The sequence below is a fragment of the Yoonia sp. genome (assembly GCF_046292185.1).
GTDB lineage: Bacteria > Pseudomonadota > Alphaproteobacteria > Rhodobacterales > Rhodobacteraceae > Yoonia.
This window is the reverse complement of the sequence record NZ_JBKBQY010000092.1, coordinates 1-13,520: the sequence shown is the minus strand read 5'-3', so window position 1 is coordinate 13,520 and position 13,520 is coordinate 1. Positions and strand designations below refer to the sequence as shown.

The 13,520-nt window shown below is 61.9% G+C and carries 14 protein-coding genes and 1 pseudogene; 8 read left to right on the top strand and 7 right to left on the bottom strand.

The window, feature by feature from the left end; all coding sequences use genetic code 11:
- Positions 1 to 140, bottom strand: a pseudogene (locus ACK4TM_RS14415) (peptidylprolyl isomerase); the annotation flags it as partial.
- Entirely contained in the window at positions 133 to 639 is a 507-nt protein-coding gene (locus tag ACK4TM_RS14410; protein ID WP_409702469.1) for a peptidylprolyl isomerase, read from the bottom strand. The gene ACK4TM_RS14410 and the pseudogene ACK4TM_RS14415, both read right to left, overlap by 8 nt.
- A gap of 128 nt (positions 640 to 767) precedes the next feature.
- Here ACK4TM_RS14410 and ACK4TM_RS14405 point away from each other — a divergent pair, with 128 nt between their 5' ends.
- From ACK4TM_RS14405 to ACK4TM_RS14370, 8 genes are all read left to right on the top strand, one after another.
- Positions 768 to 1,943, top strand: coding sequence for a phosphoglycerate kinase (locus ACK4TM_RS14405; RefSeq protein ID WP_409702467.1), 1,176 nt, complete (start codon positions 768 to 770; stop codon positions 1,941 to 1,943).
- A 175-nt stretch (positions 1,944 to 2,118) separates the two neighbouring features.
- Positions 2,119 to 3,048 carry a class I fructose-bisphosphate aldolase gene (locus ACK4TM_RS14400; RefSeq protein ID WP_409702465.1) on the top strand — a complete coding sequence of 310 codons (930 nt, stop codon included), beginning with the start codon at positions 2,119 to 2,121 and terminating at the stop codon, positions 3,046 to 3,048.
- A gap of 79 nt (positions 3,049 to 3,127) precedes the next feature.
- Entirely contained in the window at positions 3,128 to 3,427 is a 300-nt protein-coding gene (locus tag ACK4TM_RS14395) for an FtsB family cell division protein (RefSeq protein ID WP_409702463.1), read from the top strand.
- A gap of 6 nt (positions 3,428 to 3,433) precedes the next feature.
- Entirely contained in the window at positions 3,434 to 3,916 is a 483-nt protein-coding gene (locus tag ACK4TM_RS14390) for a GNAT family N-acetyltransferase (RefSeq protein ID WP_409702461.1), read from the top strand.
- A gap of 113 nt (positions 3,917 to 4,029) precedes the next feature.
- Positions 4,030 to 5,055, top strand: a complete 1,026-nt coding sequence (pdhA, locus tag ACK4TM_RS14385) for a pyruvate dehydrogenase (acetyl-transferring) E1 component subunit alpha (RefSeq protein ID WP_409702459.1) — start codon at positions 4,030 to 4,032, stop codon at positions 5,053 to 5,055.
- Positions 5,056 to 5,058: 3 nt separating this feature from the next.
- Complete coding sequence (locus tag ACK4TM_RS14380; protein WP_409702457.1) at positions 5,059 to 6,432, top strand: pyruvate dehydrogenase complex E1 component subunit beta; 1,374 nt, start codon at positions 5,059 to 5,061, stop codon at positions 6,430 to 6,432.
- 12 nt (positions 6,433 to 6,444) lie between these two features.
- On the top strand, positions 6,445 to 7,767 hold the full coding sequence (locus ACK4TM_RS14375) for a pyruvate dehydrogenase complex dihydrolipoamide acetyltransferase (protein ID WP_409702455.1): 1,323 nt from the start codon (positions 6,445 to 6,447) through the stop codon (positions 7,765 to 7,767).
- A gap of 162 nt (positions 7,768 to 7,929) precedes the next feature.
- On the top strand, positions 7,930 to 8,574 hold the full coding sequence (locus tag ACK4TM_RS14370; protein ID WP_409702453.1) for a hypothetical protein: 645 nt from the start codon (positions 7,930 to 7,932) through the stop codon (positions 8,572 to 8,574).
- A 96-nt stretch (positions 8,575 to 8,670) separates the two neighbouring features.
- Here the strand turns inward: ACK4TM_RS14370 and ACK4TM_RS14365 are convergent, their stop codons facing one another.
- The 5 genes from ACK4TM_RS14365 to ACK4TM_RS14345 form a co-directional block, all read right to left on the bottom strand.
- Positions 8,671 to 9,555, bottom strand: a complete 885-nt coding sequence (locus ACK4TM_RS14365) for an NAD(P)/FAD-dependent oxidoreductase (protein ID WP_409702451.1) — start codon at positions 9,553 to 9,555, stop codon at positions 8,671 to 8,673.
- Positions 9,556 to 9,559: 4 nt separating this feature from the next.
- Positions 9,560 to 10,003, bottom strand: a complete 444-nt coding sequence (locus ACK4TM_RS14360) for an Rrf2 family transcriptional regulator (protein WP_409702449.1) — start codon at positions 10,001 to 10,003, stop codon at positions 9,560 to 9,562.
- Positions 10,004 to 10,084: 81 nt separating this feature from the next.
- Positions 10,085 to 10,888, bottom strand: coding sequence for a serine O-acetyltransferase (gene cysE / locus ACK4TM_RS14355; RefSeq protein ID WP_409702447.1), 804 nt, complete (start codon positions 10,886 to 10,888; stop codon positions 10,085 to 10,087).
- Positions 10,889 to 10,965: 77 nt separating this feature from the next.
- On the bottom strand, positions 10,966 to 11,247 hold the full coding sequence (locus ACK4TM_RS14350) for a hypothetical protein (RefSeq protein ID WP_409702445.1): 282 nt from the start codon (positions 11,245 to 11,247) through the stop codon (positions 10,966 to 10,968).
- Positions 11,247 to 13,520, bottom strand: a 2,274-nt coding sequence (locus tag ACK4TM_RS14345) for a glycoside hydrolase TIM-barrel-like domain-containing protein (protein WP_409702443.1), incomplete at its 5' end; no start/stop codon positions are given. The genes ACK4TM_RS14345 and ACK4TM_RS14350, both read right to left, overlap by 1 nt.

Below are 13,520 nucleotides of genomic sequence, written 5' to 3'. Positions count from 1 at the left end.
TGGGCGACATGCAAAGGGGCCACATCCTCAAACAAATCAATGACAATCGTGCCATTGGCTTCACCGGCAATATCAATCTCAAGCCCGGCAGCATAGGCGGGGCTGGCCAGCAAGGCCAATGCGATCAATGACTTATACATCAGCCGCCACCTTCACGCTGATCATCCGGTCAGGGTTCGCGGGCGGTTCACCCTTGGTGATGCCATCGACATGTTCCATGCCGGAAATCACCTGACCATAGACAGTATACTGCCCGTTCAGGAAATCATTGTCCTTGAAATTGATGAAAAACTGGCTGTTCGCCGAATCCGGGCTGGACGACCGCGCCGCACCAATCGACCCGCGCGCATGGGGGATCTTGGAAAATTCAGCCTTCAGATCAGGCATGTCCGATCCGCCTGTGCCCGCGCGGCGGATGTTGAAATCCTTTTCCATATTGCCGTTGGCCACATCACCCGTCTGCGCCATGAACCCATCGATCACCCGGTGAAAGGCGACATTGTCATAGGCACCGGCGCGCGCCAGCGTTTTCATCCGTTCCACATGGCCGGGGGCCACATCGGGCAGCAGCTGGATAATCACATCGCCGCCTTTCAGCGTCATGATGATGGTGTTTTCTGGGTCTTTGATCTCGGCCATTCTGGGCTCCTTCATTTGCGATTGCCCTTGGACATATGGTGCGCGGACGCAAAAGCCAAGGCAGCGCGGTTGACGCGGGCACATCATTGCCGCAACAAAGCAGCAAGCAACCTCAAAGGATGGATCACATGGCTTGGAAAACACTCGACGACATGGATTTTGACGGCAAACGCGCGCTGGTGCGGGTCGATATCAACGTGCCGGTGGAAAACGGCGTGGTCACCGACACCAGCCGGATCGAACGGATCATCCCCACCGTGGATACGATTCATGCGATGGGCGGCAAGGTCATCCTGCTTGCGCATTTCGACCGGCCCAAGGGCAAGGTCGTGCCCGCCATGTCGCTCGAACATATCGCAGGCACCGTCGCCGATGTGCTGGGCCTGACGGTGACTTTCGTCAGCTCCAACTACGCCGAAGCCGTGGACGAGATGGCGGATGAAGAGGTCCTGCTGCTCGAAAACCTGCGCTTTCACCCCGGCGAGGAAACCAACGACGCCGCCTTCGCCGCGCGCCTGGCCAGCCTTGGCGACATATACGTCAACGACGCCTTCTCTGCCGCCCACCGCGCCCACGCCAGCACCGAAGCACTCGCCCATCTGCTGCCCGCCTGCGCCGGGCGTCTGATGGAAGAAGAACTCGGCGCGCTCGACGCGGCCTTGGGCAACCCCGCCCGCCCTGTCGTGGCCGTGGTCGGTGGCGCGAAAGTGTCCACCAAGCTGGACCTTTTGGGCAATCTGGTCGGTAAGGTCGATCATCTGGTGATCGGCGGCGGCATGGCGAACACCTTCCTCGCCGCGCAAGGCATCAGTGTCGGCAAATCGCTCTGCGAACATGATCTGGCGGACACCGCGCGCGATATTCTGGCCAAGGCGCAGGCGGCGGGCTGCGAAATCATCCTGCCCCGCGACATCGTCGTCGCCCGCGCATTCAAGGCAGGCGCGGCCAGTGAAACCCTCGCCCCCGACGCCTGCCCCGACGACGCGATGATCCTCGACGCAGGCCCCGAAACGGTCGCCTATATCAGCGCCGTCCTGGACAAGGCGAAAACCCTGATCTGGAACGGCCCGCTGGGCGCATTCGAGATCGCCCCCTTCGACGCCGCCACCAACGCCGCCGCGCGCCACGCGGCCAAGCTGACAATGGACGGCAAACTGATCTCCGTCGCCGGCGGCGGCGACACGGTATCGGCGCTGAACCAAGCGGGTGTGGCAGAAGATTTCACCTATATTTCCGGCGCGGGTGGGGCGTTTCTGGAATGGATGGAAGGGAAAACATTGCCGGGGGTCGCGGCGCTGGGGTGACACCCTAGGGCGGGACCGGCGCCGTACGGCACGACCGTAGGGCGCGTGCTTGCACGCGCCCTACCCCGCGCCCCCGTGAACGCAAAAATCCCCGCCGTTCGCGCTAACATATTTGCAACCGCGCGCCTGCCGCTCTAACCCTTGCCCAACCATCGCTGCCAAAAGGGCCACGTTCATGAAAACCACCCGTATCGTCCAGAAAATCCTGAGCCATTACGAAGGCGAAACACCCGGCGTCAAAGCCCAGCTTGCCCGCATCCTGATGGCCGGCAAATTGGGCGGCACCGGCAAGATGATCATCCTGCCCGTCGATCAGGGGTTTGAACACGGCCCCGCGCGCAGCTTTGCCGCCAACCCCGCCGGTTATGACCCGCATTACCATTACCAGCTTGCCATCGACGCGGGGCTCAACGCCTATGCAGCACCTTTGGGCATGATCGAGGCTGGCGCGGACACTTTCGCGGGCCAGATCCCCACGATCCTGAAAGTGAACTCCGCCAATTCGCTGATCCCCGACGCCGCGCCCAAAACCCAGGCGATCACGGCCAGCGTGGATGACGCTTTGCGCCTTGGCTGTTCGGCCATCGGGTTCACGATCTACCCCGGCTCTTCCGCAGCGCTCAACATGTTCAGCGATATCGCCGAAATGCGGCACGAGGCGGCAAGCAAAGGCATCGCCACCGTCATCTGGTCCTACCCACGCGGTGAAGCACTCGACAAGACCGGCGAAACCGCGATCGATATCGCCGCCTATGCCGCCCAGATCGCGGCCCTGCTGGGCGCACATATCATCAAGATCAAACTCTCGACCGATGATCTGTCCCTGCCCGAGGCCAAGAAGGTCTATGAAGACAAGAAAATCGACATCGCCACCCAGGCCGCCCGCGTGCGCCACTGCGTCGAGGCCGCCTTTGCCGGCAGACGCCTGACCGTCTTCTCCGGCGGTGCCGCGAAAGGGGCCGATGCGGTCTACGACGACGCCCGCGCGATCCGCGACGGCGGCGGCAACGGGTCGATCATCGGGCGCAATTCCTTCCAGCGCGAACGCGGCGATGCGCTGGCGATGCTGGGCAAACTGGTGGAAATCTATCGCGGCCGCGATTGATTTTCAGGATTCCCATCCGCCCCCCTTTGTGGCACATTGACGGCAAGCGCCCGGCAGTGGCGCCACAAAGGGGCAGCAGATGTTGAAACGCAACAGACCGGCGATGGGCGCGCTGTTATATTTCCTGTGCATGATTATGCTGGGGCTTTATTTCACCTTTTCCGCCGTCCAGGGGCAAAACGGCCTGTTCAAACGGGTCGAGGTGCGCGCCGAAGCCGCCGAACTGCGCGTCGAACTCGCCGCCCTGCAGGCAGAGGTGGCGCGGATGGAAAACCTCACCACGCGGCTGTCCGACAGTTACCTCGACCTCGATCTGCTGGACCAACAGGCACGCGACGTGCTGGGCCTGATCCGCGCGGATGAGATTGTGATCCGGTAATCACAGATGCGCAGCGGCTACACCTTCCGCAAGGTGGCGCTGTCTGATCTTGCCCTGCTCCGGTCATGGCAATCCCACCCGCATGTGCGTGAATGGTGGGACACCGACGAACCCTACAGCGAACAGGATCTGGCTGATTCCCGCGTCGCGCGCCGGATCGTCTCGCAGGACGCTCGCCCCTTCGCCTTCATGCAGGATTACACCGTCCACGGCTGGGACGACCATCATTTCGCGCATCTTCCCAAGGGCGCACGCGGCATAGACCAATATATCGGCGATCCCGCGATGCTCGGGCAAGGGCATGGCACAGCCTTCATCCGCCAAAGGATACAAACCCTCTTCGATCAGGGCGCGCCCATGATCGCGACCGACCCCCACCCCCGCAACGCCCGCGCAATAGCCGTCTACACGACACTCGGCTTTACACCCATCGGTCCGGAACAAGTTACCCCATGGGGCCTGATCCTGCCCATGGTTGCGCGGCGATAGGAACCACCCCCATTCCCCAACGTCAGATTCCCGGTTTTCATCCCCACCAAAATGCCTTACCTTGCGAGATAGTTTAATACTAAACTATATGCTGCACCGGCGGAGGAGAGATCATGCCACCCAAAAAGCCAGCCCCGAAATCCCCAGCTCGCCAATCCAATGTCTCGGCCGAGGAATTGCTGACACATTACCGTGAAATGCTGCTGATCCGCCGGTTCGAGGAAAAAGCAGGCCAGCTTTACGGCATGGGCCTGATCGGCGGCTTCTGCCACCTCTATATCGGGCAGGAAGCCGTCGTTGTCGGCCTTGAGGCCGCGGCAGACGAAGGCGACAAACGCGTCACCTCCTACCGCGACCACGGCCATATGCTCGCCTGCGGTATGGACCCCAAGGGGATCATGGCCGAACTCACCGGGCGCGAAGGCGGCTTTTCCAAGGGCAAAGGCGGCTCCATGCATATGTTCTCGAAAGAGAAACATTTTTACGGCGGCCACGGCATTGTTGGCGCGCAGGTGCCATTGGGCGCAGGTCTGGCCTTCTCCGACAAATACAAAGGCAATGACCGCGTCACTTTCACCTACTTTGGTGATGGCGCGGCCAATCAGGGTCAGGTCTATGAAACCTACAACATGGCCCAGCTCTGGGACCTGCCGGTGATCTTCGTGATCGAAAATAACGGCTATGCCATGGGTACATCCGTCGTGCGGTCCACCAAATCACCGTCCTTGTGGGAACGCGGTGCCGCCTATGGCATCGCCGGTGAAGAGGTCGATGGCATGAACGTGCTGGCCGTCAAGGAAGCCGGCGAACGGGCCGTGGCACATTGTCGCGCAGGCAAGGGGCCTTATATTCTCGAAGTCAAAACCTACCGTTATCGCGGCCATTCCATGTCCGACCCCGCCAAATACCGGACCCGCGACGAGGTGCAGAAAATGCGCGACGAACGCGATCCCATCGAACAGATCCGCGATATGCTGCTGACCGGCAAACATGCCACGGATGAGGACCTCAAAGCCATCGACAAGGAAATCAAGGCCGTGGTCAACGAAGCCGCCGAATTCTCCAAGGAAAGCCCGGAACCGCATCTGGACGAACTTTGGACAGACATCTACGCCACAGAAATCCCGCAGGAGGCTTGAGCCATGGCAATTGAAATTCTGATGCCCGCCCTGTCGCCCACGATGGAAGAAGGCACGCTCGCGAAATGGATGGTCAAGGAAGGCGATAAAGTCGCCTCCGGTGACATTCTGGCTGAAATCGAAACCGACAAGGCCACGATGGAATTCGAAGCCGTCGATGAAGGCATCATCGGCAAGATCCTGATCGAAGCCGGGACCGAAGGTGTGAAGGTCAACACCGCCATCGCCGTACTGGTCGAAGAAGGCGAAGATGTGCCCGAGGCCGGCGCAGCCAAAGAAGAACCGACCGCCCCCGCGCCCAAGGCGCTGAACGGTCCCGAAGGCAAACTCGCCGCCCCACCGACAATCGCCGCCCCCGCGACCGACACGACCCCCGACTGGGCCGACGATGTCGAGGTCAAGGCAACGACAGTGCGCGAAGCACTCCGCGACGCCATGGCCGAGGAAATGCGCCGCGACGACAATGTCTTTCTGATGGGCGAAGAAGTCGCCGAATACCAAGGCGCTTACAAAATCTCCCAAGGGCTGCTGGACGAATTCGGCGCAAAACGCGTGATCGACACCCCGATCACCGAACATGGTTTCGCGGGTATCGCCACAGGGGCCGCCTTCGGTGGTCTGAAACCCATCGTCGAATTCATGACCTTCAACTTCGCGATGCAGGCCATCGACCATATCATCAACTCCGCCGCCAAGACGCTCTATATGTCCGGCGGGCAGATGGGCGCGCCTATGGTGTTCCGTGGCCCCAACGGGGCCGCCGCCCGCGTCGGCGCGCAGCATTCACAGGATTACACCGCCTGGTACATGCAGATCCCCGGCCTGCGCGTCGTCGCCCCCTATTCCGCCGCCGATGCCAAGGGCCTGCTGAAAACCGCGATCCGCGACCCCAACCCGGTGATCTTCCTCGAAAACGAAATCATGTATGGCAAATCTTTCGACGTCCCCGTCATGGATGATTTCACCATCCCCTTCGGCAAGGCGAAAATCGAACGCGAAGGCAGTGATGTCACCATCGTCTCTTTCAGCATCGGCATGACCTACGCCCTGCAAGCGGCGGAAAAACTCGCCGAAGAAGGCATCAGCGCCGAGGTGATCAACCTGCGCACCATCCGCCCGATGGACACCGAAACCATTCTGAAATCTGTGCGCAAGACCAACCGCTGCGTCACCGTCGAAGAAGGCTGGCCGCAAGGGTCCGTCGGCGGCTATATCAGCAACGTGATCATGCAGCAGGCGTTCGATTACCTCGACGCCCCGGTGATCAACTGCACCGGCAAGGACGTGCCAATGCCCTATGCCGCCAACCTCGAAAAACACGCCTTGCTGACCGTCGATGAAGTCGTCGATGCCTGCAAATCCGTGACCTACCGCTAAGGAGAGACAGAGATGCCCACAGAAATTCTGATGCCCGCCCTGTCCCCCACGATGGAGGAAGGCACGCTTGCAAAATGGCACGTCAAGGAAGGCGACAAAGTGTCGTCCGGTGACATTCTGGCCGAAATCGAAACCGACAAGGCCACAATGGAATTCGAGGCCGTGGACGAAGGGGTGATGGGCAAGATCATGATCCCCGAAGGCACCGAAGGCGTGAAAGTCAACGACGTCATCGCCGTGTTGCTGGAAGAAGGTGAAAGCGCCGACGACATCAAGGCCCCGGATGACACCAGTGACGCGGCCCCAGCGCCCACCCCGGCCCCCGAGCCGGGGCCTCAGGACGCCCCCGCCAAAGGTTACGGGCGCGGCGAAACCGACGCGACACCTGCCCCCGCCGCCCCCACAAAAGACGGCACCCGCATCTTCGCCTCCCCCCTTGCCCGGCGGATCGCCGCCGAAAAAGGCCTCGACCTGACAGAAGTACAAGGCTCCGGCCCCCACGGCCGCATCGTCAAGGCCGACGTCGAATGCGCCCAGCCATCGGCAAAATCCGACGCCGCACCCGCGAAGGCCGAGGCCCCAAAAGCCGCCGCTATGGCCACCGGCCCCAGCACCGACTCCGTCATCAAAATGTACGACGGACGGCCTTTTGAGGAGGTCAAACTCGACGGCATGCGCAAAACCATCGCCGCCCGCCTGACCGAAGCGAAACAATCCGTCCCGCATTTCTACCTGCGCCGCGATATCAACCTCGACGCGCTGATGAAATTCCGCGGCACCCTGAACAAGCAGTTGGAATCGCGCGGCGTCAAACTCTCGGTCAATGATTTCATCATCAAGGCCTGCGCCCTGGCCCTGCAACAGGTCCCCGACGCGAACGCCGTCTGGGCCGGTGACCGCACGCTGAAATTCAGCAAATCCGACGTGGCCGTCGCCGTCGCCATCGAAGGTGGCCTCTTCACCCCCGTCCTGCGCGACGCGGAAATGAAATCCCTGTCGGCGCTCTCGGCAGAGATGAAAGACCTCGCCACCCGCGCCCGCGACCGCAAACTATCCCCCGGCGAATATCAGGGCGGCAGCTTCGCGATCTCCAACCTCGGCATGTTCGGCATCGACAATTTCGACGCGATCATCAACCCACCCCACGCCGCCATCCTCGCCGTGGGCGCTGGCGTCAAAAAACCCATCGTCGGTGCCGACGGCGAACTGGCCGTCGCGACGGTGATGGCGATGACGCTGTCGGTCGATCACCGCGTGATCGACGGGGCAATGGGCGCGAACCTGCTGCAGGCGATCAAGGACAATCTGGAAAATCCGATGACGATGCTGGCGTAAGGCTGGTGACAAAGAGAAAAGCCCCGCCAGATGGCGGGGCTTTTTCGGGTTTGCGAATATCTGGGTTGAGATAGAACCAAACGATACATGACTTCGTAAATACAAAGCGCGCTGGCGCAGTTTTCTTGACCGACTTCAACACAAGAGATACGCGTAGTTTCCATGAATTGGGTTAATCAAATCATTACAGCGGTCGAGGCTGGTGGCAAAGTAGCTTGGTCGTTGTTCTTCTCTTGTGCGTCAGCACTTGCCTTACAACATTATTTTCCTGACTCGTTTATTGGCCTGCCGGAGTGGGTCTTTCCTACAATTCGAATTGTCGCAATTTTCGCACTTGTCTTATCTGTTGCATCTGTCTTGCCCCCGTTACTTAAAATAATCAGCGCAGTTGGGCGATTAATAAGCGCGCCGATAAAGGCGCGATCAGTTCGTAAAAGGCTCATTCACCTACACATTTTCGAGGTGGCAATACTCTGCCAAGCTCTTGCCCAACAGGATCGAACAATTTGGGCAAAGCCAGATCTATCAACAATCATCAGCCTTCAGGATAGCGGTTTAATTCGCAGTTTCTGGTGTGGGGTCGCCAAAGGCGATGGCACTAGAAGTTTTGAGATACCGAAAGAAGTGTGGCGAGTCCTTCTTTCGATGGAGGAATTTAGAATTTCTGACCCGGCAAGATTATTAGCTGTTTTTTCACGGGATCAAGGCCACTCAGAAGCCAGAATTTTGGCCGCCTTGCCTCAGGCGCACCCATCGGTTCGTTCACACATGGCGTCGAACGCACTTTCGCGACAGAATAAGGCATAGTACTTATCGCCCACGCCCCAACCCGAAATTATTCGGATGAAGACCCCCCCTCACTCCCGAAACAACCGTTCCATCCTCACCGACACCTTAGCCCCCTCACCCAAACACCAGCCCCGCATGCACCTGCCCGCCCGCCCAGGCCCCGTCCGCCACGGCCAGTGACAGCGAATGCGGCACGCGGGCGACATCGCCGCAGGCATAAACCCCCGCGACGCTGGTCTGCTTGCCCTGATCCGTCCCGATCATCGTGCCAAACGGGCTTTCCGCGATGTCACATCCGAAATCCGCCGCCACCTGCGACGCGGGCGCATTGACCGGGGCCGTGAACACCCCGGCAAAGGACAACACCCGCCCGTCCGCCAGCACGACATCCGCCGCCCCGTCCAAATGGCTGATCGGTGCCTCTTCCACCACGACACCGCGCGCTGCCAGATCGGCGCGGGCCGCGTCATCCAGCGCCAGCGCGCCGTTCACAAAAAACGTTACCTGCCCCCATTCCGGCAGCAACTTGGCCTGATGCAAGGAATTTGGCCCGGCCGTGATCACGCCGATCCGGCCTTTCGCCAGCTCAAACCCATGGCAATAGGGGCAATGAAACACATGCTGCCCCCAGCGGTCTGCCAATCCGGGAATCGCAGGCAATGTATCGGCGACACCCACCGCAAAGATCACCCGCCGCGCCGCATAAACCGCACCCGCATCCGTCGTGACAGTAAAATCGTCACGCTTGCCCGCCAGCGCCACCACCGCCCCCGCGACCCATGTCAGCGTCGGATACAACATCAGCTGCGCGCGCGCCTGTGCCGCGATCACCGCCGGGTCGATCCCGTCCTGCCCGACAAATCCATAGGCATGGCTGGCAGCCCGGTTGCGGCGCTGTCCCGCGTCGATGATCAGCACGCGGCGATGCGCGCGGACAAGTTGCAGGGCAGCAGCCATACCGGCATAGCTGCCCCCGATGATAACGACGTCATGGGTCATTCTCTTACTCCTTCAGATGGCGATAGGGGGCGTGGCGGGTTTTGAAATCCGCCGCCAGATCGGCCAGGGTCACATCCGCGAAACGCGCCAGCAACAGCGCCTCGGCCTCGGCAAAGGCGCTGTCCAGCACCTGATTGACCGCCTGTTCGACAAGGCAGGGCGGGTTCTCCTGCCGGTGCCCCATGGCAAAGATCGCAGGTTCCCCCAATGCGGCGAAAAGATCGCGCAGGCTGACCTTGTCCAGATCAGCAGAAATGCGCCAGCCCCCGGCATGACCGCGTTCCGACGCGACCAGCCCCGCATTGCGCAACAGCCCCATCGTGCGGCGGACCACCACCGGATTGGTGCGCATACATTGCGCCAGCACGTCCGATGTCATCGGCCCGTCATGATCGGCCATATGCAAAAGCGCATGCAGGACCGAGGAGAGTTTGCTGTCTCTTTTCATGTAACTTCATATGTTACGATTCGAGACAAAATACAAGACCCCGCACAAAGGGCCGGCGTTACAGCGATCCCGACAGGCGCCCTACTCCCGAAACAGATGATCCATCGTCACCGACGGCTGCGCACACCCCGCCTCGCCCACGATCCGCGCGGGCACGCCCGCCACGGTCTTCATCGGCGGCACGTCATCCAGCACGACGGACCCTGCCGCGATCCGGCTGCAATGGCCGACCTTGATATTGCCCAGCACTTTCGCGCCCGCACCGATCAGCACGCCATTGCCGATTTTCGGATGGCGGTCGTCATCTTCCTTGCCGGTCCCGCCCAGCGTCACCGAATGCAGCATCGACACATTATCCCCGACCACGGCGGTTTCACCCACCACAATCGAATGGGCGTGATCGATCATGATCCCCTTGCCGATCCTTGCGGCGGGGTGAATATCCACCCCGAAAATCTCGCTCACCCGCATCTGCACGAAATAGGCCATGTCGCGCCGCCCTTCCATCCACAGCCAATGCCCCAGACGATACGCCTGCACCGCCTGAAACCCCTTGAAGAACAGCAAAGGCTGGATAAACCGGTGGCAGGCCGGGTCGCGGTCATAGATCGCCACCAGATCGGCGCGCGCCGCCAGCGCCAGCGCGGGCTCCGCCTGATAGGCGGCATTGGCGGTTTCGCGCAGAACCTGTTCCGACATCTCGGCCGAGGCCAGTTTCATCGCAATCCGATACCCCAGCGCGGCCTCGAATGTGGCGTGGTTCAGCACCCCGGCATGGACAAGCCCGCCTATCAACGGCTCTGCCGTGATCGCGTCTTGGGCTTCCTGACGGATGCGGTGCCAGACCGGATCGATCTCGCTCAGGGCGGGTTTGGGCTGTCGCATGGTCTTTTCCTTATCACAGACCCCGTTTCTAATCCAGATCCGGGGCTTTCGCCAAGGGTAATCCGTGATCTGTAACATCACCGCGACTGATCGCCGATCCGCAATGCGATCATCGCCAGACAGCGCAGATAGTCCGGGGTCAGCACCGCAGGGCGCGGCGCCATCGGCAGGCGCGACGCCACCGACATCAGCGTGCCGGTGCCATGCACCGGATGGTTGCGCCCGGTCAGCCGGTAAAACTGATCACCGCGCGTGGCCGTGATCAGCATCCGTTCCAGCAGATCGGCCCGTTCCGCAGGCGGCACCGCCAGCAGGACACGCACCGCCCATTCCAGATCGGCCAGATGCACGCCGCGCATCAGCCCAGCACCTGTGCGGTGAACGGACCGGGGCCGTAGCGGTCCGATATCTGCGCCACCTCTACCCGGTAAGCAGCACCCCCATGATCGGCTGCGATCTGGTCCGCAGGGTAATGCCAAACGGGGCTGGTCACGACCGCATTGCGCCGGATCACCCCGTCGCGGATCACGCGGATCTGATAGGCCTCGCGCGCCTCGCCCAGCGGAATCTCACCATCTGCCCAGATATCGCCGTCAATCCGGCTGCACCTGATCCACGACAGATGCACGCCACCTGCGCTGTGCCGCGCACGCAGATGCGCCACCGGATAGGGTCGCAATCCATTGCCCGCAAAGGCATCCACACGATACCGGAAACTGGGATCACCCAAAGGCCGCTTGGCAGGCCCATAGCGGAAATGCCGGTCCAGCCCGCGCGCGGCGGCGGGCAAGGTGATCTGATCCACCCGCGCGTCCAGAACCACGACCTTGCTGCCCGCGGGCCAGTGATCGGGCATGATCCCGCGACTGCCCGCCTGCCCGCGCAACAGGTCCGCCAGCCGCCAAGCACCATCGCCCAGCGCCGTGGCCTTGCGGAATTGCAGCACTTCCCAGTGATCGACCGACCCGTCGCCAATGGCAATCAGGTTGGCCCCCGCCAGCACCGCGCGCGTGCTGGCAGACCCAAGGCTGCCCGCGATCAACCGCAGATCGAACCCCGCCTCCCGGTCCCACAACCCGGCGCGCCCGCGCCGCAGCGGGGTCAGCACCTCGCCCATGATCGCGGGATCGCGGCGGATATCATGCAGCGCATAATCTTCATCCTGCGGCGCGGAATAGACCGCCACCGCCCCCGGCCAGGGCGCGCCCGCCACCGCCAGTTGCGGCGCATGGGGGATTTCATCGCCGCGCAGCAGCGGCAGGTCCAGCAGCAACAATTCCACCGGCACCGGCGCGGCAAAGGGTGTCAGAACGGCTGGGCTATCCTCGGCCGGGTCGGGCTGATGGGTGCTTTCGCTGATCCGCACCGCCTCGACCAGTTTCAGACCGGCATCTTCCACCCGGTCGATGCGATACCGCCCCTGATGCCCCGGCAGGTCAAGCGCCACGACATCCCCCGCCCCCAGACCCCGCGACGGCGGCAGCGCGAAACTGACCAGATCGCGCGCCACCCGCGCCTCTTGTAGCCAGCGGGCGGCGATATTGCGCCCCTCGGCGCGGGTCAGCGCCAGCGGCAATTCGCTGCGCGCCACGGTGACAGATGTGACATCGCCGTGGCGCGCATCCCCGGCGGCGGGGGTATAATCGGCATCGGCATCCAGATGCAGCACCTGCACGCTTTGCGCCATCTCTGCCACGGGCGCGCGGGTCAGGGCAAAGGCCTGATCCTTTTCGGGATCAAGGGCCAGATCATCCGCGCGCAAGGTCGCATCGATCGCAGCGGTGCGGTTGCGGAACACCAGCACCCCGCCACGTTCCACTGCGTCAAATCCATAGGCGAGCATCAAAGGCTGCAGCGCCGCCCGCGCACTGACCGCCCGGTCCAGATGATAGCCGCGCAGCACGTCATACAGGCGCGACACGTCATAATCCGTGACACCGGCCCCTTCACAGATCGCCGCGACAACGGCGGACAGCGGCAGGTTCGTCGCCCGCCCGTTCAGCCAATGCCCGCGCGCATAATTACCCGCATCCGCCCAAAGGCTGCGATTGGCCGGAAAGAACGGATAGGGCCGCGCATCCCAGGCCCAGACATGCATCCGCGCGGTATCGACCATCGGGCCGCCATAGATGGGTGACACCGGGTTCTGCGCCGGATCGGCATAATGCTGCACCATGGCGCGCAGATATTGCATCTGCATCAGGTCATCGCGGTTGCCGTTGGAATAATGCGGCAGACCGGATTCGCTTGATCTGACGTCCAGAAACCGGTTCGGCTGATTGGCCCCTTTATCCACGGCGGCACAGCCGAATTCGGTGAACCAGATCGGTTTTGACCCCGGCACCCAAGCCGTGGGCTGATCCTTGCGCTGACCATCCACGCGGTCATGATGGCGATGCGACCACCATCCGGCGATGTCTTTCACCCGCCAGACCCAAGGCTCACCCGCACCATCGGTAATCGGCACACGGCGCTGCGCCGCCCGGGCCTCTGGCGTGGGGTAATACCAGTCATAGCCTTCCCCGCCCGCGATATTGGACCGCAGATAGGCCAGATCGTGGATCGCCCCTGCGCTGGCATCGGCATGGTCGTCACCGTCGCGCCAATCGGCCAAGGGCATGTAATTGTCGAT